Raw genomic sequence first — 20,197 nt, forward strand, 5'->3', positions numbered from 1 at the left:
TGCGGTCGAACGATTGTTGACGCAGCCGATCAGTCGATCAGCGAATGCACGGAAATAATGTGATCGCGCTGCGGACCGGTGCCGATCGCGGAGATACGGCAGCCGCTCAGCTCTTCCAAACGCTTGACGTAGGCCTGGCAGGTGGCAGGCAGCTCATCGAAGGAGTGGCAGTTGGAGATGTCTTCATCCCAGCCGGGCATGGTCTCGTAAATCGGCTTGGCGGCGGCGAAAGCGGCCTGATCGGTCGGCATGTCGTCGTGACGTTCGCCGTCCACGTCGTAAGCCACGCAGATCGGAATCTCCTTCAGGCCGGTGAGCACGTCGAGCTTGGTGAGCACGATGTCGGTCAGGCCGTTGACCTGGGAGGCGTACCGGTTGACGACTGCATCGAACCAGCCACAGCGACGCGGGCGGCCGGTGGTCACGCCGAATTCGTGGCCCTGCTGACGCAGCCATTCGCCGGACTCGTCCAGCAGTTCGGTGGGGAATGGGCCTTCGCCCACGCGGGTGACGTAGGCCTTGGAGACGCCGATTACGCGGGTGATCTTGGTGGGGCCCACGCCGGTGCCGGTGCAGGCGCCGCCGGCGGTCGGGTTGGAAGAGGTGACGAACGGGTAGGTGCCGTGGTCCACGTCAAGCATGGTGGCCTGAGCGCCTTCGAACAGTACGGTCTTGCCTTCGTCAAGCGCCTTGTTGAGAATCAGGCCGGTGTTGGCCACGTACGGCTTGAGGCGTTCGCCGAGCTTCAGCAGCTCCTCGGTGGTCTGGTCCACGTCGATCGGACGACGGTTGTAGAGCTTGACCAGCATCTGGTTCTTCTGATGCAGGCTGGCCTCCACCTTGTCGTGCAGATGGTCGGCGTTGAACAGGTCATGCACGCGGATGCCGACACGGTTGATTTTGTCCGCGTAGGCCGGGCCGATGCCACGGCCGGTGGTGCCGATCTTGTGCTTGCCAAGGAAGCGTTCGGTCACCTTGTCGAGTGTGCGGTGGTAGGGCGCGATGATGTGTGCAGCCTCGCTCACCTTGAGGTGGGAGCAGTCGATGCCGCGGGATTCCAGGCCGTCAATCTCCTCGAAGAGCACTTCCGGGTCCACGACCACGCCGTTGCCGATCACCGGGGTCAGGTTCGGGTTGATAATACCGGAGGGCAGCAGGTGCAGGGCGTACGACTCATCGCCGACCACCACGCTATGGCCCGCGTTGTTGCCGCCGTTGAAGCGCGCGACGTAATCGACCTTGGTGCCGATCAGATCGGTAGCCTTGCCTTTACCCTCGTCGCCCCACTGAGCACCGATAAGAACAATTCCGGGCATGATACACCTCCGCAACATCGCCTTTTCCGCCGAACACAGACTACCGTACAGCCTCTACCGCTGCCGCGCCATATGCAGCCGCCGGCCTGTCCAAGCCACCCGCGCGCCCTCACGCGTCCGGCGCCGGCACGGCAGCCTCCGGCAGTCCGCGCAGAGCCGCGATCTCGTCTTCCAGCATCTGCACCAGCATGGGAGCAAACGACGGAGGGCGGCCGTCACTCTCCAAGGAACGCAGTATGTCCTCGCAGAATTCCTCCGTTTCCTCATCGGAGAGACCCTCAAGCATGTTGTACAGCATCTGCTGCACACCGGCACGCCTTGCCCGCAGCCGCTCGACGTTCAGTTTCAGCACCTTGTCGACATCGCTCTGGATGCAGACGTCACTGGACCGCACGCGCCCCGCTTGACCCGAGGAATAGCCACCGACCGTGTACGAAATGGTCCGGATATCGGACGGATCCCGAGGATCCACCCGAAGCCTCTGGTTGCCACGGGACTTGTCGCAAGTGCCGCCCTGGCCATTACATACCGCAAACAGATTGCGATAGTCCAGCGACAGCGCGTCGGCGGATGTCCTGCCCTTGCCGGTATACCAAGGTCCGGGGTGCCGAGGGACATAGTGCTCCACATGGGCGTCAACCGGCCGGTCCATGTCGTCGGGACCTAGAATCCGGGACAGTGGGAGCCGCTCCGTCATGTGCCCGGCGATCCTGCGTGTGCAATACACGCACAATCCCCGCTGCTCGTCCACCAATCCATCGATCAGCGACGACAGAACCGGCTTTGCCGCCGGATACCTGCCAGCCGCGTCATAGTTGATCTGCTGGTGCCCGCTCTGCAGGCAAGCCCTGATTCGGCTAAGGTCGCCGAGCAGCGGACTCTCTCCGGCCTTATCCACGTACAGCATGAGAGCCCCTGCCACGGCTATGGAAATAATACGCGGCCCACGCGTTGCTCAGATCCGGGTTGTCTTCCCCTACCTCGTTCTGCAACGCTCGTAGCGTCGCTTGAGCCTTGCCGTATTCTTTGTCGTTCAGATACTGGCCGAATTCATCCAGTTTGTCCTGAACCGCCGCCGGCTTATCCGGGGTCCCCATGACTTCGCGCAGTATCACCCCGGCGTTGACACCGTACGTTTCGTCGTCCGGAGAGACGGCGACGTACTTGCCGTCACCGCCATCGACCGGCTCGATCACCCGTAGATTCTTGGATTGTACCGAGGAGATCACCATCGGGGCATGCGTGGTGACGATGAATTGCACCAAGGGGAACAATTCATGCAAAACGCCCAGGATCTTCCCCTGCCATTTGGGGTGCAGATGCAGATCCACCTCGTCGATAAGCACCACTCCGGGAGTTCGCGCAACAGCCTGTTCGGCGAGGAAGGGGTTGAGCTGTGCCATACGCCGCGCTATGTCGGCCACCAACCCGATGACTACGCGATAGCCGTCGCTCAGAGTTTCGAACGGTTGATCCTCCATGTATGTTCCGTCGGATGCCGTGTAACTGACCACGAAACCGCCGTCGTAGGCGATGCTGGCGTCGTCGAAGCCGGTCAACAGGCGAAGGCAATCCGTGACCACGCGCCGCACCGCCCGGAATTCCGGTATCACGGTTCCCTTGCGGTACTCCCGCGCGGTCATTTTTTCGAACCAGACCGACATCTTCTTGATGCTGACCTCGGAACTCAAGCAGTCATCATATCCATCGAAACGATTGCCTCCCTGCAAATAAGCAGTGGAATGCGTGGCCCACTTGGACCGGTCGCGCGGCCACAGGCGATCGGTGCCGTAAGAGGCGATCAGGGGAAGATGGATCATCTTTCCCTCACGCACCTGCCGCTGGTAGAAATCCGATATCCGGACCATCTCGGGAGCGTCGCCGATCGTCGTACGCCCATTCGCGCTTTTCAGCGAACGAGCCCAAGACGGCGAATTCCCCATGACATCGCCGTGCGCGCTCACCGAAACCGGGAATTGCTGCTGGTAATCCACCGTCGACGTATTGTGCATTTCGATACGGGCCAGCCGTGCATCCGTACGGTTGAATGTCGGTTTGTCGATGTCGGGGATCTTCACCAGATACGTGCCCAAGGCAATGACGGCGGCATCGAGAATCGACGTTTTGCCCGAGCCGTTTTCACCGACGATCACCGTCACCCAATTGCCACGGCCATCGGCGCCTCGATCGCCTTCTGCCTCGACGGCGCCATCGCAATCGCCATCGGCGCGATCGTCAGACATATCCGGGAAGGTGATCGACAGGTCGGAGAACATGCGGTAATTATGCAGGGATAACTGCCGCAGGCACATTACATCCGGCCTCATGATACGATCTTCCTCCGCCGGTGCGCTCATTGCAGTCCCCATCCGTCTGGCGAACAATCCATCAATGTCCTGATCTTATCACATGACCGTAGCCCGTCAGCGGTGCCGCCCGCCGCTTCGCTACTTCAGTGCCTTGCCGGCCGAGCCGAGCTGCCGGCACGCCTCGACCACGCGGGCGGCCATGGCCGATTCGGCCTCGCGGCCCCAGGAGCGCGGGTCGTACAGCTTCTTGTTGCCGACCTCGCCGTCGATCTTGAGCACGGCGTCGTAATGCGCGAACATGTGGCCGGCGACCGCGCGCGTGAAGGCGTACTGCGTGTCCGTGTCGATGTTCATCTTGACCACGCCGTAGCTCACCGCGCGGGCGATCTCGTCGGGCGTGGAGCCGGAACCGCCGTGGAACACCAGCGCGAAGGGCTTGCGCTCGGGCATGTCCGGCAGCGCGCATGTGGACACCGCCGACGCGCCCAGCGACCCAAGACGGCCGTCGAGGGCCGCGTCCCACACTTCGGACTGGATGTCGCGCAGCAGTTCCGGGCGGAGCTTGACCACACCCGGCTTGTATGCGCCATGCACGTTGCCGAAGGTGAAGGCGGCCATATAGCGGCCGTGCTCGCCGAGGCCGAGCCGCTCCGCCACGCGCACGCCGTCGGTCGGCGTGGAATACAGCTTTTCGTTGATCTCCGCGGAATGGCCGTCCTCCTCGCCGCCGACCGCGCCGATCTCGATCTCCAGCACCGTATGCGCGCGGACGGATTTCTCGAGCAGCTCCGCGGCGATGTCCAGGTTCTCCTCCAGCGGCACAGTCGAGCCGTCCCACATATGCGACTGGAACGTCGGCTCTTCGCCGCGCTTGACCTGTTCGGCCTCGTGCGCGAGCAGCGGGCGGACCCAGCCGTCCAGGTACTGCTTGGCGCAATGGTCGGTGTGCAGCGCGACCGTGATGTTCGGGTAGCGCTTCGCCACCTCGTGCGCGAATGCGGCGAACGCGAGCGACCCGACCACGCGGTCGTTCACGCTTTGGCCGGAGAAGTAGGAGGAGCCGCCGACCGACACCTGGATGATGCCGTCGGACTCGGCCTCGGCGAATCCCTGCAGCGCGGCGTTGAGCGTCTGCGTGCTGGTCACGTTGATCGCGGGATAGGCGTATCCGCCGTGGCGGGCGGCATCCAACATTTCGGCATAGCGTTCGGCAGTTGCGATAGTCATGGCTTCCATTATCCCGCCGCCGAGTGACGAATCGCATTGTCGGGGAGGCCTCGGCGGCGAATGTGCGCAAGATCACCTTGCCCGCGAGGCGCGGAGCTCACCGAATGGCGGTATGCCGGCGGAACGGGGCGCGAAAGGCCTCGAGGCGCGGCAACCCATGGGGTCATTCCTGCGTTCGATCAGCTGATGCAGATGGCGTGAGGGGGCTTTGGCACGGTACAGTCGAGTTGTCGGTGCACGCTCTCGGACACTCCCCCACATATAACGTTTGGCATGCGTCATTTGACCCGGGACAACCGGTTTCACTACTGTCCGGCGTACCGGCAACTCGAGCCTGCGCCGCAAACCGCCGTAAGCGGGGCACGACTACCATGGAACCCGTGAGCGATATTCGACATTCTCCGCTGGAAGGCCGGCGGCCGAAGCGCACCGAGCTCGCCGGTTTCGTCGACGGCACGGTCGACGACATCCGCTGCCCGCACCCTAAACTGCTTATCGTGGGCATCAACCCCGGGTTATGGACGGCCGCGGTCAACGCACCCTTCGCCTATCCCGGCAACCGATTCTGGCCGTCGCTTTTCGCCTCGGGGCTCACGCCGTGGCAGGTGGACGCCAGTTACGGCCTGCGCCTTCGCGATGAGCGCATGATGATCGACCGCGGCATCGGGCTTACCAATCTCGTCAATCGCGCCACCGCGAAAGCGAGCGAGCTGAACACCGCCGAGCTGCGTCAGGGCGCCGATCGGCTGCGGGAGCTGTGCGCGAGGGTCCATCCCCGGGCCATTGCGATACTGGGCATCACGGCGTACCGACAGGCGTTCGCCGATAAGTCCGCCGCGCTGGGGCTGCAGGACCTCACCGCGGAAGAGACCGGCCGGTTCGGAGGCGCGCAGCTGTGGGTGATTCCCCAGCCCAGCGGGTTGAACGCGCACGCCACCATGCCGGTGCTGGTCGACTGGTGGCGCAGAGTCGCCGACGCGGCCGGTCTGGATCTCGCCGCCGGAGCGCATTCCGCTCGGCCGCGCCATGCCATAGAAGCGCCGCCAGCACCCCGAAAAAAACAAAGAAACCGTTGGAATTCCAATGGTTTCTGATGGAGCGGACGACGGGAGTCGAACCCGCCTCTAAAGCTTGGGAAGCTTTCATTCTACCGATGAACTACGTCCGCACGTGCGCTGCCAACACTCTTGGCGTATTGCACGAAGAGTCACTTTAGCATGACTTCTCTACCTGGAAAAGGCGTGTGCCAGAACTTGAACAATGCTCCACCACACGCCTTTGGCGTTATTCACATCTAGACAATGCCCGAATTGCCTTTCCGGGCCTATCTACGCCGAACGACTTTCAGCGTCAGCGCCGCACCAACAAGTACCAGTGTTACGGCCAACAATCCAGCCGTGTTCACACCTGTTGCGCTCAAACGGTCAGCAGCATTGGCTCCCTGACTGGCGGAGGACTTGTCCGCACCGGAATCGGAATCGTGCGAACCGCCTGGCTGATTAGCATCCTGGCCACCAGCGTCTGATCCACCGTCCCCGCCATTGCCGCCATTCCCGTCATCTCCGCTATTCGTTTCCTGCAATGCCTGCTGTGCTGAACGCAGGGCGACCGCAGCGGCATTGAGGTCGGCCGGGGCGGCACGGAAGTCTTCGACCCGCACCAGCGCAGTGGTATAGGCATCGGCGAACGCAGACCACGTTGCATCGCTATAGTTTCCCTGGCCAGCTTCAACCACACGCTTAGCCGTAGTCAAGGCCTGGCGCACCGTTTGCTTGGCGGCCGGGCCGTCGCCCATCGCGTTGGTATATGATGCGGCAACTTCATCGTCAGAGAACACTTGGTTGGAGATGCGCGCAAGAGCAACGTACCCTTCCTTCATCTGGTATTCTGGAGCGCCAGAGTCGCTGGTATCCGCACCGATGAAGAAGTATTTTGCGCCGTTGGACGGAATCACCAAGCCGCTCTTAGCCGACGCCGAATCAACCTTCTCGCCGTTCAAATACAGCGTTACGGTGTTGCCATCGTATACGGCACTGGCGTGATACCAAGTATCGGGCCGAATAGCCACTGCTGGCTTGGCTCGGCCACTCCCGGCATTCAGCCAGAATTCCAGTTTGCCGTTCTCGACTTCAAAGCCGAATCCCGCATTTTGCTGATTGGAAAAGACACACTGGTCCTTCTGCACATCCGCAATCGAGAATACGACATCCGTGGTGAATCCGTTGGCGATGGCGTTGTAATCCTCGTCTTCCATCGTGTACCGGTATCCACCATCTCCACCACGCACATGCAGCACTTGCTGGCCGAGCTCGGCGTTATCCTCGATTGCGGAAACGCCACCCTGCTTAACGGACTGGTGAGCGTAGTAGTCATCGGCCGAGCCACTACCAAAATCAACATCGAACATCGGGCTGGGAGCAGGGGCCTCATTGGTGGTCACACTTGTCTGGCCGCTGGCGATCACGGCACCGGCAGCCCCGTTCTCCTCTTCAAACGAGGTCAGCGCCTCGACCGTGGCTGTGTATTCCGTCTGCGGCGTCAGGCCTTTAACGGTAACGGACCACCTGCTTTTCTGGGTCGGCACGGCTCCAGCAGCCCCGACCCCAGCCTTGGCATAGTAATAATCGTTGAACACGGATTTGGATACCGTCTCGCCGCCGTTCTTAGGCGTCATCGTGATGCGATATGAGTGAATCATATTGTTGTTCGCGCCGTCAGCGGGCTTGGCTGCCGGGAAGGTGACAGCAGCACTGTTCCCGGTGGTTTTCGCAGTGTCAAAACCTACCGACGCGCCGTCCGGGAACACGGCCGGGGTACTTGGACGATTCTTGCCATACACGTTAGCCTTGGCTCCATCGGCGGTAATGGTCCATGGTTCGTCAGGATATATCCACGTGCCGGTTGCGAAATTCATCCTATGCACTTTCACCGTGCCGTCCCGATACACATCGACCAACAACCCCTGCGAGGCCAGCTCGGAATCGGCCGGCCGAGTGGCAGCAGTACCGGTAATAGGATCCACCTTGCCGCTTTCATTCTCGAAATAGGCACCAATCGTACCGTCTTGGATGCTGGTGTATCCCAAGCTCTGATCAATTGAGCGCGCGTCTTCCAACGTGGCATGGGAGTGTCCGGAAACCTGAATGATCTGAGGATACTGTTGCATGAGTTTCACCAGGTCGTGGTCGGTACCGGCACCGTACTCGCCGTACCATTCGTTGGTCACATAGGCGGTATTCTGCACGCCATGATGGGTCAGCACGAAAATCGGGCGGTTCGGATCGTAGTTCGCCCGAGAGGTGATGCGGTCAAGCGTAGTCTTCAGGAAATCGTAATCCGCCCGATAATCGTCATCCTCGTTCTGCGGTCCCATCGTGATGACATCGACGCCGTTGACTTCGACCAGTTTGTTCATCTCTTGCCCGGTGTACTTCTTGAAACGTTGCGGCGAATCTGACACACCCGCATCAAGTGTTTCATGATTGCCCATAGCCAGAATGACCTGCTCGGAATCATCCGTGCCGGTGTTCAACGTATCCATCAAGGTCTGGTACTGGCCGACTTGACCGGAATCAGTAAGATCGCCGGAAAAACCGACCGCATCTACGCCCGCTTGGCGGTAAGCGCTCAACGCATTCTTGAGCTTGTCTACAGCAGAACCATATTTGCCGCTGTTGCGCCCCACGTGAATATCACTGCCGAAACCGAATCGCGCCACGACATCCTTATCTCGCGGCAAATCCCATGTTGCAGACTGCTCGGCATGCGCGGACGGAGCTGCCAGAACGCTAGCTAGCACCATAACCACAGCTGACACCACAGGTACAGCGTAACGTCTTTTCATTGTTTTCTCCTTGTGTTCAGACTCATGCGCTCACGTGTTTCCACGGTTCAGCGACATCAGCGAGTACACGCTAGAAAACAGCGATTACAGTTGCCCGACAAAGACGTGGCTCACCCATGAACAACGAAAAAACAATGATGGAGACCTACGTAGGAGGCACTTAGCGAATAGTTCGTGTGGAGTAGGTGGGCGGAGCGATCGGCGTGCCGTTCATTTCGTTGGCCATCTGCATGAGACGCGCGATGCGATCCTCGGTCGGCGGATGGGTGGAGAACAGCTTCGAGAAACCGGCCGCGGAGAACGGATTGGCGATCATCATCGCGGAGACGGACTGGGTGCCCGCGGTCTTGCGCATCGGCTCGGACTGCGCGCCATAGGAGATCTTGTTCAGCGCCGAGGCAAGGGCTTCGGGGTCTCCGGTCAGCAGGCTGCCGTCCTCGTCGGCGTCGTATTCGCGCGTGCGGGAGATGGCCATCTGAATCAGGGAGGCGGCGATCGGCGCGAGAATCATGCTCAACAACGCGCCGATCAGGCCGAGTCCGCCGGAATCGTTGCGATCATCGCTCCGGTCGTCGCCGAAGTACATCAGGGAGTAGCCCAGATAGGAGATGACGGTGGCCATGGCGGAGGCGATGGCGGAGGTCAGGATGTCACGGTTGTACACGTGCATAAGTTCGTGGCCCAGCACACCACGCAGTTCACGGGCGTTGAGAATCTGCAGGATGCCTTGGGTGCAGCAGACGGCCGCGTGCCGTTCGTTGCGTCCGGTGGCGAAGGCGTTCGGGCTCATGGTGGGGGCGATGTAGATGCGCGGCATCGGCTTGCCGGCCTTGGCGCTCAGTTCGCGCACGATCTGGTAGATTTCCGGGGCTTCCTGTTCGCTGACTTCCCGCGCACCCATGGAGGCGATGGCGAGTTTGTCGGAGAACCAATAGGTGCCGAACGTGGTAATCAGGCCGATGACGATATAGATGCTCAGGGTTTGCCGACTGCCGCCCGTGGCCCACCAAATCAGCATGATGATGGCCCACATCAGGGCAAACAGCAGCGTTGTTTTCAGGCCGTTGAAATGGCCGTGCACCCGTACTTTGGCATCCATAATGCACACACTAAAATCGCAGGCTGAATGATTGCTGGATATGCGCCACGCGCAATGTCCCATATTCGCCAGGCCCGTCCGGCCCCGAGCCCGGCCGCGTCCGCACGGGGCGCGGCCGGGTGGACGAATGCCGGACGGGCGTGGGCGGGCCGTCAGGCGTGGGCGAGCTCGCGCATCTGGTCGGGCTCGATGACCTTCTTGTGCTCGCGGCCTTCCTTGGCGCCCTCGGCGCGCTCGAAGGCGTCGACCTTCTTCCAGCCGGCGAAGTCGATCGGGCGAATGCCGCGCTCGGCCAGCAGTCGATCGATGGATTCGGGGTCGCGGTCGGCTGCCACGCGGCCACCTTCAGCGGCCTTGGACAGATCCTCAAGCATGTTGGTCACGATGGCGAGCGCATCGGACTTGGTGGAGCCGATCAGGCCCACCGGTCCGCGCTTGGCCCAACCGGTGGCGTACAGGCGGTCGCGCACTTCGCCGCCGTGGGCCTCGGTGGTGATGCGGCCGTCGCCGTTGGCGTTGGCCAGGTGGGCGCCGTGCTCGTCGTAGGTGATGCCGGGGGCTTCGGCGGGCTTGTAGCCGATGGCGTGGTAGACGGCCTCGACCGGGTAGTCGGCGAACTCACCGGTGCGGCGCATCTTGCCGTCGGCACCGGTTTCGGTGCGCTCCACGCGGATGGCCTTGACCTTGCCGTCCTCGCCGAGGATCTCGGTGGGGGCGGAGTTGAAGTGCACGTAGTACTTGCGGTCGGCCGGGTTGCCTTCGAAGTCGACGTCGCCGTCATCTTCCATGTCTTCGGCCATCTCGCGGATGGCGAACAGCTCCTCGACCATCTGACGAGTGAGCTTGTCCTTGCCGGCCACCTCGATGGTCTCGTCGTCCAGGTCGAAGTCGTCCTCGTTGATGATGAGCTGCACGCCGGGCAGCTTCTCCATCTCGCGCAGTTCCTGCACGCTGAACTTGGCCTGGGCCACGCCACGGCGGATGAACAGGTGGAGCACCTTGGCCTTGTTCTGGCCGATGCCCTCGTACACGTTGTCCGGAATGTCGGTCTTGGCCTTGAGGTCGTCGGCGTCGCGCATGAGTTCGCGGGCCACGTCCATGGCCACGTTGCCGCCGCCGATCACGGCGACGTTCTCGGCCGTAAGCGGCCATTCGCGGGCACCGGTGGGGTAACCGTCATACCATTCGACGAACTTGGCGGCACCGTACACACCTTCAAGGTCGGCACCGGGCAGGTTCAGCGGCTTGTCCTTGACCGCGCCGGTGGCGAACAGCACGGCGTCGTAACGGGCCAGCAGGTCGTCAAGAGTCACGTCCTTGCCGAATTCCACGTCGCAATAGAGGTGGATGTTCGGGTTGTCGAGCGTCTTCTCAAGCGCGGAGGCGATGAACTTGATGGACGGGTGGTCCGGGGCCACACCGTAACGCACCAGGCCGAACGGCACCGGCAGCTTCTCGAACAGGTCGATGCGCGCTTCGGTGCCGAGGCCGAGCTCTTCGCCCAGCTTCTTGAGCTGGCGCAGGAAGATATCGGATGAGTAGACGCCGGCCGGACCAGCGCCGATTACAGCAATACGAAGTTCAGTGTTCTCAGATTCAGTCACGCGTTACAGGTTATCGCAAAGCCTTCCGTTGCAACAGGGGCGAGTGGTGGGAATCCTGTGCCTAATACCCTCTGCCAGCCTCACGCCAGCGGGGCAAAACCACGAGTCGATCAAGAAATTGCCCCACTCACAGACCGCCAGCGGAGCAAAATCGCGAGTAACCCGAGAAATCGCTCCGCTTACAGCCCATCAGCGAAGCAAAACCGCGACTAACCAGCCAAAGCACCCCACTGCCCCCCCACCAGCGAAGCAAAACCACGAGTAGACCGCAAAATTACCTCACTTACAGCCTGTCAGTGGGGCAAACCCCTATTAACCCACAGAATCGCTCCGCTCACAAACTGTTAGCGGAGCAAGACCACGATTAACTTGTCAGAACACCTCACTGAACCCTGTCAGCGAAGCAAAACCACGAGAAGCTTGCAATTTTGCATCACTTACCAGGTTTCAGTGGAGTGAAATCTCGAGCCAATAAGGAAATTGCTCCGCTTACAGCTCGCCAGCGGAGCGAAACTGCGACTAACCCGCCAAGGCATCCCGCTGAACACCCACCAGCGCAGCAAAACCACTATTAGACCGTAAAATTGCCCCGTTCACAGACCGTCAGCGGGGCAAAACCGCGACTCAGTCGAGGAGATACCCCGCCTAGTCGCGGTCGATGAGGGCAGTGAGGGCCCAGAGGATGCTGACCACGTCGATGGCCTCTTGGAGGAAAGCGCCGACGACCACTGGAATGAGGTTGAAGGCGGCGGCAATCATGCCGATGGTGGCGAGTACGAGACCAGCGATCACGGCCTGCAGCATCACGCGCTTGGTACGGCGTGCAATGGCGATAGCGCGCGGCACAGCGGCAATATCGTCATTCATAATGACCACTTGGGCGCTTTCGGAAGCAGCAGTGGAAGTGCCGTCGGTCATGGCCACGCCGATATCGGCGACGGCAAGTACCGGGGCATCGTTCACGCCGTCGCCGACCATCATCGTGACCGGCTTGCGGATTGCGGCGGCGCGGCTGCATCGAGAACGCGACGGTTGAGAACCATCGAACCGGATGCCATCTACGGCATCGGACACAGGGCTGGCGGCGTGATTCGCGCGCCCGGCCGGCGCGGCGCTTGCTTCCGTGGCAGCCTTGACGGCGGCAACCTTGTCTTCGGGGAACAGCTCGGCGTGGACCTCGTCGATGCCGACTTCGTCCGCGATGATTTCAGCCGAGGCGTGCTTATCGCCGGTAAGCATGGCGAGCTTGGTAACACCCAGTTCGTGCAGCTTGGCGAGCGCGGTTTTGGTGTTGGCGCGAGGTACATCTCGCAGCACGATGCGGGCGATCAGTTGCCCGTCAACGGACACGTAGGAGGCCATTTCGTCCGGCTGTAGCATACCGAATCGCGTACGCAGCGTTTCCTTTTCCTCAGTGTTCCCGGCAATCGCGCGGCCAGATCCGGCCTCAGTATCCCCGCCCAGAGGGGACTGTCCGTGAAGCGGGCTGAGGAGGTCGGCCGCCTCCTGCCGTGGGCCATCCGCCCGGCTTACACCCGCTACCCCGGCAGTCAAGAAGCCGTCATCGCCGGCCGCAGCGAACGACAGTCGCCCGACGCGGACGGCATGGCCGTTCACCTTGCCGGACACGCCCTTGCCGGAGTCCTCATTAATGTCCTTGACAACCGGATATTCACGGCCATGGCCGGGCCAACTCGCCTCAGGCTCGGGACAGCGACGCTGGCCGTCCGCGAACCGCTGACGTAGACGGGCCATCGCGTCGGCACCGGCCTTGGCGATGCCCTTCGACAGGATGTGCACGGAATAGCTTTCCACAACGCCGGCCATCATCAGCACATGATCCTCATTAAGACGGGTTTTAACCCCAGGCAGCATCTCAACGCGCACCACTTGCGGCTGCTTGACGGTGAGCGTGCCGGTTTTGTCGAAGAATACCTGAGTGACGCGGCCGAGGTCTTCGAGCACATCCTGTGCCTTGATAAGCACACCGGCGGCGGCAAGTCGACCAGTACCGGCGATGTACGCCACAGGCGCAGCGATAAGCAGCGGGCAGGGCGTGGCCAATACCAACACCTGGGCGAATCGCGTCGGCACGCCGGAGACAGCCCACGCAATGCCAGCGATCGCCAAAGACAACACGGTGAACGGCACAGCCAGGCGATCAGCGGTTTTCACCACGGCCGGACGGGACTCCTGTGCGGAAGCGACGAGTTCGAGGATGCGCTGGTACTGGGAATCGGCGGCCACCTGGGTGGCGCGCATGGTCAAGGCAGTGGAACCGTTCACTGCGCCAGACATCACTCGGGCACCGGCGAACACCTCGCGCGGCACCGGCTCGCCGTTGATGTTGCTCAGGTCGAGCGTGGCCGAGCCGGAGAGCAGTTTGCCATCAACCGGCACGGTTTCGCCCGGCAACACCATAAGCACATCGCCCAGCTTCACCTGCTCGACCGGCACAGTGTCGAAGCGGTGCGTGGCGGCCTCAGCCGACCAGCTCCCCTCAGTCTCGCTCCGCGAGCCAGCTCCCCTCGACGGCGGTACTTGGTTCCCCTCTCCGAGGGGAGCTGCCGGCGAAGTCGACTGAGGGGAGGACGTCGCCGGAACCGAGCCTACACGCCGGAAGCCATCGGACGAATCGTCCTTATCGGCAGCAGCCCCACGCCCCACGCCAGGCAGGTTGACGACGTGCGCGGTTTGAGGCGCGGCCTGCATCAGAGCGGTTAAGCTGTGCTCGGCCTTGGCCTGCGCGTATTCCTCAATGGCCTCACCGGACGTGATCATCAGCATGACCGCCCAGCTTGCCCAGTACTCGCGGACGGCAACGGTGGAAAGAATCGCCACTACGGCCAGCAAATCGACGCCGACTTGTCCGTGGCGCAGATCGTCAATCATGCCACGCACTGTGTCAATCACAATGATTGCTACCAGCGCGATTATCAGCCATTGGCCTACACCAGGATTACCCAGCACCGGCATCGCAATTGCGTTGCCCCATGGGCACCAATCGCCCAGCAGGGCTAGCGGGATCGCGGCGATAACAACAACGGGAAGCATCGGCACAAGTCGGCAGATGTCGAGGATTTTGGTGAAGAATCTGATGAGTCCGCTCATCATTGCTCCTTACGCTCGTATACGGAGTCGATTGCGGCAAGCGTGGCCCGCGCAATCGGCGCTGCGGTCACGCCTTGTTAACCCACCGGCGGCTTTGCTTAGGGCCTTTCGACTCCGCGCGACCATCCGATACACGGCGTAAAGAAATCGTTTTTTAGTTATGTGTTGAATTATTGTGCGCATCGTTCGAGACATTGCCCGAATCAGCGCTTGGCCTACCCTATCAGCGGCCTGAACGCGACATGCCGGGCTGCGAAACTACGTTGGCGGATCAGTCGGAAGGCATCAGCAGCACTTGCGTGCGATTCTGCCAAACGATTCCTGCACATACGAAAGGCCCGTGGCAGGAGTTTGCTCACTGCCACGGGCCTTTGCTTGTCTGACACGGTGTTCAGCGGTTACCGCTCAACACCGTGTGATGTTGTCGGGTCGGCTTTACCACAGGCCGAATGGGTCGGAGAAGCCGCCGCCGTCACCGGTGCCGCCATCGCTGTTGCCATTGCCATTGCCGTTACCGTAACCGTTCCGGCCATTGCCGTTCTGGTTGTTCTGCTTATTCTGGCTGTTGCCGTTGGAATCGGAGCTGGACGAACCGTTCACCGACGACTCCTCCTGATCGAGCGTCACGTCCACATCCATGGTCTTGCCGTCGCGCACGATGGTCAGCGTCACCTTGTCTCCCAAAGCCGCGGCACGAACGTAACCAAGCAGCGAGTAGTTGTTGTTCACCGCGTTGCCGTTGAAGGCCACGATGGTGTCGCCCTCCTTGAGGCCGGCCTTGTCGGCCGGGCCGCCGGAGACGACCGCGCTGCCAGTGGAGCTGGACTTGGTGATGGTCGCGCCGCCGCGGGTCACGCCGTCGGCTTCAACCGTGTCGGACTTGATGACCACGCCGAGGGCAACGTGCTTGACCTTGCCGTCCTTGATGATTTCGTCGGCCACACGCTTGACGAGGTTGGACGGGATCGCGAAGCCGATGCCGATCGAACCCGCGGAGTCGGATGAGGTGGCGGTCGAGGCGATGGACGAGTTGATGCCGATCACCTGGCCGGCCGCGTTGAAGGTCGGGCCGCCGGAGTTGCCGGGGTTGATGGCCGCGTCGATCTGGACGGCGTTGGTGACGATCTCGTTGTTGTTGTCGTCGGTCACGGTCACCGGGCGGTTCAGGGCGGAGACGATACCGGTGGTGGCGGTGTCGTCGTAGCCGAGCGGGTTGCCGATGGCCATCACGTTCTCGCCGACGGCGAGCTTGTCGGAATCGGCGAATTTCACGGCCTTGAGGTCGCTCGGCGGGTTGTCGAGCTTGATGACCGCAAGATCGGTGGTGGTGTCGGTGCCGACGAGCGTGGCGGAATACATGTTGCCGTTGGCAAGCGTCACCTGAATCTGCTGGGCACCGGAGATCACGTGGTTGTTGGTGATGATGTGGCCTTCGGTGTCGATGATGGCGCCGGAGCCCTTGGCGGTGCCGTTGCTCAACGCGGTCTGGATGGAGACCACGGAGCCGGAGACATCACTGGCGACAGTCTGCCAGTCGGGGGCTTCGCCGCTCTTGGCGGTGGCGGACCCGGAGCCGGACTTATTCGAGCTGACGTTGGTGAGCAAGTTGCCGGTCGGCAAGGTGATCAGGCCGCTGGTGAGGGCACCGTAGCCGAGGCCCAGGCAGAGGGCCGCAGCCAGAACGGCGGCGACCACGGCGATGAGGATGTTGCTCGCCGTCTTGGACATGCCCTGCTTGGCGGGGCCGGGCTGACCGGGCTGTCCCGGCTGGGCAGGGACTTGACCGTTCGGCGTACCGGTACCGGGAGTGCCGAAACCGAACAGACCGCCCTGCTGGGGCTGCTGGCCGTTCTGGCCATTCTGACCGGACTGGCTGGCAAACGGGTTGCCGTTGTTCTGCTGCGGCTGCGTGGGCGGATTGAACGGATTGCCGTTGCCCTGCGGCTGCGGGTTATTGGTGTAGTAGGGATTGCGGTTGCCCTGCTGGCCCTGTGGGGTTTGCTGTGCAGGCTGGCCGAACGGGAATTGCTGCGTGGGCTGGGCATTGTTGCCGGCCTGGCCGCCCTGCTGGCCCTGTGCCTGAGTCGGGGTCGGTCCATAAGCGCCGTATTCCGGGGCCGGGCGGTACAGCGGAGTTGTGGCCGAGGTCTGGTCTGCGGCCGGCGCTGCCGGAGAAGCCGGCGAGGAGGAGACCACCGTGCTCTCGCCCTTGGCGGAGGCGTAGTCCGGGATGGGCTCGGTGGCGGCGGTGTCGGTAGCGGCTTGCGTAGGCTGCTGATCGGCAGCGGGGGCGGCCGGGGAAACCGGGGCTTGTTGCTCGCTGGAATCGCTGGCGTCGCCGGCATCGACCGAGTCGCCGCCTACAAACGGGTTCTTCGGCTCGGCGTTGCCGGTATCGGCAGTACTATTGGGGTTTTCGTTATTCCGCGGGGTCTGGTCGACGCCCTGCAGGTTGAATTCGTCAGCCATTGCTGCTCCTTTTCCTAAATTCCTATCACGTCTGTTCGGCGGCTATTCGGGCGCTTGCCCATTGCCGCTTCTCGTGTGCTACCTCAGTAGTAAAGGCAGTCAATCTGGAGGTTTTCTGAACGTTGATTGAAAGTCTATGCGTAATCATCGCAGAGTCTTATGGGCATCTCGGCTTCGAGGGGCTGATTTCCTGTTTCGGGAACATCTACTTGCACTTCAAGGGACTGTTCGCGCGGTCAATTCCGAGTATCAAGAGCCCTCATTTAACGCCATTCCGCCATTTTTGCAGCCGGCCTACTTGGCCAGGAGCCCCTTGAAGCGGAAGTTGACGTCCGGGAGCGGCGAAATCCGCCCCTCGAAACCGAGTTCTTCACAATTTCCGGCCCTTTTCTGGCCCTTCTGCCTAAAGTGAACATATGACGATCAGCCTTCTTGAACATCCGTTGGGCGCGCAGCCCGGACAGCCCGGCGACCGCAGCGCCTTCCACTTCGAGACAATCACCCGCCTGCCATCCACGGCCAGCGGACTTGGACGCGACGGTGCTCGATACGGCCGCACCGGCATCATTCACACACCCCACGGCGATATTCGCACGCCTGCCTTCGTGCCGGTGGGCACGCAAGCCGCGATGAAGGCCGTGTTGCCCGAGCAGATGAAGGATCTAGGCGCACAGTGCCTGCTGGCCAACGCCTTCCACCTGTTCGAGCGTCCCGGCGAGGACGTGCTGGACGCGACCGGCGGCCTGGCGCGTTTCATGAACTGGGATGGGCCCACGTTCACCGATTCCGGCGGTTTCCAGGTCATGTCGCTGGGCGTCGGCTTCAAGAAGACGCTGGCGATGGACGTGACCGGTATGAAGTCGGACGACATCATCGCCAAAGGCAAGGAGCGCATGGCCTGGGTGGACGAGGACGGCGTGACGTTCAAGTCGCCTCTGAACGGTGACGCACATCGTTTCTCCGCCGAGATTTCGATGGGCATCCAGCACAAAATCGGCGCGGACATCATGTTCGCGTTCGATGAACTCACCACGCTGATGAACACCCGCTCCTACCAGGAGGATTCGGTGGAACGCACCTTCCGCTGGGCCCGCCGATGCGTGGACGAGCACCAGCGGCTGACGGCTGAGCGGCTGGGCAAGCCCTATCAGGCGCTGTATGGCGTGGTGCAGGGCGCGAATTACGAGGATCTGCGCCGGCGCGCGGCCTCGCAGATCGCCTCGCTGGACTTCGACGGCGTGGGCATCGGCGGCGCGATCGAGAAGCGCATCATTGGAGACACCTGCGCGTGGATCTGCGACGCGATGCCGGAAAACCGCCCACGCCACGTGCTGGGTATCGCCTCCGTGGACGACATTTTCGCTTGCGTGGAGAACGGCGGCGACACCTTCGACTGCGTGGCCCCCGCACGCTGCGCCCGAAACGGCGCGATTTACACGCGCGCCGGCCGGTACAACATCAAGCGTGCCCAGCATAAGTTCGATTTCGGACCGCTGGAGGAGGGATGCGACTGCTACACATGCCAGCATTATTCGCGCGCGTACGTCGACCACCTGCTGCGCGCCAGCGAGTTCAACGGGTTTACGTTGGCCACGATCCACAACGAGCATTTCTTCGTGAAGCTGCTGGACGACATCCGCGTCTCGATCGACGGCGGATACTTTGATGAGTTCCGCGACGAAGCGCTGGCCCACTTCTACGGCAACGGCGAGCGCCGGCCAGGGTTGTGAGTTTTTCTCCTTCGTTGCGGCTGGTGCTGCCACGAAGTGACTGAGGGGAGTGTCGCCACCCTCAAAGATCACGGTACCCGCAGGAGACCCACGAGCGATATATCCCCGCCGCCCACGCGACACGCCGAAGATTGCATGATTACCCAGCCGGGTGTAAGTTAGTCGATTGTCTGCGAGTGTGGCGGAATGGTAGACGCGCTGTCTTCAGGTGGCAGTGAGTGTATGCTCGTGGGGGTTCAACTCCCCCCACTCGCACGCAGGGAGAAACCCCGGAAAACGTTGAAATACCAACGTTCCGGGGTTTTCTCATATCCAACGGCCTAGCTGAAATCCAACGGAAAATCCAGCAATCTAAAAACAACACCGCTGAACTCCACTGAGCTTCAGAGACTTATCACGCGATTTTTGACATGGTTTCGTCCATCCTTGCGGCCAGTTCGTCCAGATCGTCGTCGAACAGGTCGGCGTAGGTGTCCAACGTCATAGCCGCCGAAGAATGGCCCAGCATCCTTTGCACGGCCTTCACGTTCGCACCGCTGTGAACGGCTATGGAGGCCGCTGTGTGACGTAGGTCATGGCACGTCAGCTTGGGCACGCCGCTGGTCTCGACCGCCGTTTTGTACCAGCAGCGGTGATTCTTGCCAAGCGACTGGGGAGCGACATAGCCACCATGCTCTCCCTCAAAAAGCAGATCGGTTGGCTTCTTGCCCTTGACCTGTTCGCGCAGCGCGTCACGGACGAGTTGCGGCATGGGTACGTCCCTCGCCTTGTTGCTTTTCGGCGTGCCCTGCTCGAAGGTCGTGCCCACTTTGGTGACGCCCTTGGAGACATGCAGCCGGTTACGCTTGAAATCCACGTCCCGCACCGTCAACGCGGTTGCCTCGCCCCAACGCAGTCCGCATAGGCCCAATACGAGTATCAACGGCCTGTATGCGCCGCTAGCATCCGCAAGGGCCAATAGTTGCCCCGGCGTGAGGTATTGGCGCGGCTTGCGGCTTTTCTTCGGGAGTTGTATGTCAGTCACCGGCGCACGGACTATGCGCCCGTCCTTCACCGCCGTGTCATAGATGCCCTTGAGTATGCCGAACGCACGGATAACCACCGTGGCAGATCGCGCCTTCGCCAGTTCGTTCACCCAGTCCTGTACTTCGGAGTGGGTTATCTTGGATAGCTGCCGTTCTCCCCATTTCGGCTTCACATGGACGCGCCATGCGGTTTCGATGCTGTGATGGTGCGACGGCTTCCACACGCTCTCATGCGCGGCCACCCATTCGTCGCCGAGCTTGGATATGAGGGCGCGCCCGCCTTGCGGGTCTACATAGCTGCCGTCGTTCATGGCTATGGTGACGTTGCGCGCCGCCCAGTCCTGAGCGTCTATCTTGCGACGGAACCCGCTCTTTTCCTTGGTCACGTGGTTGGGGTCACGGTAGTGGACACGCCAGCGGGTTTCACCGGACTTCAGCGAATACTTCTCATAGGAAACCATGC

The 20,197-nt window shown here is 61.7% G+C and carries 11 protein-coding genes, 2 tRNA genes and 2 pseudogenes; 3 read left to right on the forward strand and 12 right to left on the reverse strand.

Going from position 1 to position 20,197, the window contains the following annotated elements:
* Positions 1-29: 29 nt before the first annotated feature.
* The 4 genes from ACEUKI_RS05380 to fbaA form a co-directional block, all read right to left on the reverse strand.
* Positions 30-1,316 (reverse strand): adenylosuccinate synthase, encoded by a 1,287-nt coding sequence (locus ACEUKI_RS05380; protein ID WP_080785595.1) that lies wholly within the window; start codon positions 1,314-1,316, stop codon positions 30-32.
* A 109-nt stretch (positions 1,317-1,425) separates the two neighbouring features.
* The gene (locus ACEUKI_RS05385; RefSeq protein WP_236838425.1) at positions 1,426-2,223 is read right to left on the reverse strand and encodes a hypothetical protein; all 798 of its coding nucleotides are present in this window, start codon (positions 2,221-2,223) and stop codon (positions 1,426-1,428) included.
* A complete protein-coding gene (locus tag ACEUKI_RS05390; RefSeq protein WP_374156598.1) occupies positions 2,207-3,673 on the reverse strand; it encodes an AAA family ATPase in 1,467 nt (488 codons plus the stop codon). Before ACEUKI_RS05390 ends, ACEUKI_RS05385 begins: the two co-directional genes overlap by 17 nt.
* A gap of 90 nt (positions 3,674-3,763) precedes the next feature.
* Positions 3,764-4,852, reverse strand: coding sequence for a class II fructose-bisphosphate aldolase (gene fbaA, locus ACEUKI_RS05395; protein ID WP_012576570.1), 1,089 nt, complete (start codon positions 4,850-4,852; stop codon positions 3,764-3,766).
* A 371-nt stretch (positions 4,853-5,223) separates the two neighbouring features.
* Here fbaA and ACEUKI_RS05400 point away from each other — a divergent pair, with 371 nt between their 5' ends.
* The gene (locus ACEUKI_RS05400; RefSeq protein WP_236838424.1) at positions 5,224-5,946 is read left to right on the forward strand and encodes a mismatch-specific DNA-glycosylase; all 723 of its coding nucleotides are present in this window, start codon (positions 5,224-5,226) and stop codon (positions 5,944-5,946) included.
* Here ACEUKI_RS05400 and ACEUKI_RS05405 read toward each other — a convergent pair.
* The 7 genes and pseudogenes from ACEUKI_RS05405 to ACEUKI_RS05435 form a co-directional block, all read right to left on the reverse strand.
* Positions 5,947-6,020: transfer RNA gene (locus ACEUKI_RS05405), tRNA-Gly, on the reverse strand.
* Between the two features lie 156 nt (positions 6,021-6,176).
* Positions 6,177-8,696 (reverse strand): LamG-like jellyroll fold domain-containing protein, encoded by a 2,520-nt coding sequence (locus ACEUKI_RS05410; RefSeq protein ID WP_374156599.1) that lies wholly within the window; start codon positions 8,694-8,696, stop codon positions 6,177-6,179.
* A 160-nt stretch (positions 8,697-8,856) separates the two neighbouring features.
* A complete protein-coding gene (gene htpX / locus ACEUKI_RS05415) occupies positions 8,857-9,795 on the reverse strand; it encodes a zinc metalloprotease HtpX (RefSeq protein ID WP_251847716.1) in 939 nt (312 codons plus the stop codon).
* A 152-nt stretch (positions 9,796-9,947) separates the two neighbouring features.
* Positions 9,948-11,399 (reverse strand): FAD-dependent oxidoreductase, encoded by a 1,452-nt coding sequence (locus ACEUKI_RS05420; protein WP_374156600.1) that lies wholly within the window; start codon positions 11,397-11,399, stop codon positions 9,948-9,950.
* A 645-nt stretch (positions 11,400-12,044) separates the two neighbouring features.
* Positions 12,045-12,392 (reverse strand): annotated as a pseudogene (locus ACEUKI_RS05425) (HAD hydrolase family protein); the annotation flags it as partial.
* Positions 12,393-12,512: 120 nt separating this feature from the next.
* A pseudogene (locus tag ACEUKI_RS05430) lies at positions 12,513-14,510 on the reverse strand (HAD-IC family P-type ATPase); the annotation flags it as partial.
* Positions 14,511-14,945: 435 nt separating this feature from the next.
* The gene (locus ACEUKI_RS05435; protein ID WP_144169557.1) at positions 14,946-16,979 is read right to left on the reverse strand and encodes a S1C family serine protease; all 2,034 of its coding nucleotides are present in this window, start codon (positions 16,977-16,979) and stop codon (positions 14,946-14,948) included.
* Between the two features lie 416 nt (positions 16,980-17,395).
* Between ACEUKI_RS05435 and tgt the strand changes: the two genes are divergently transcribed.
* Both tgt and ACEUKI_RS05445 read left to right on the forward strand, forming a co-directional pair.
* A complete protein-coding gene (tgt, locus tag ACEUKI_RS05440; RefSeq protein ID WP_115770351.1) occupies positions 17,396-18,709 on the forward strand; it encodes a tRNA guanosine(34) transglycosylase Tgt in 1,314 nt (437 codons plus the stop codon).
* Between the two features lie 172 nt (positions 18,710-18,881).
* A tRNA-Leu gene (locus tag ACEUKI_RS05445) sits at positions 18,882-18,964 on the forward strand.
* 139 nt (positions 18,965-19,103) lie between these two features.
* Here ACEUKI_RS05445 and ACEUKI_RS05450 read toward each other — a convergent pair.
* Complete coding sequence (locus ACEUKI_RS05450; RefSeq protein ID WP_032684995.1) at positions 19,104-20,195, reverse strand: site-specific integrase; 1,092 nt, start codon at positions 20,193-20,195, stop codon at positions 19,104-19,106.
* Between the last annotated feature and the right edge of the window lie 2 nt (positions 20,196-20,197).

Source organism: Bifidobacterium sp. 2450, from assembly GCF_041900695.1.
GTDB lineage: Bacteria > Actinomycetota > Actinomycetes > Actinomycetales > Bifidobacteriaceae > Bifidobacterium > Bifidobacterium longum.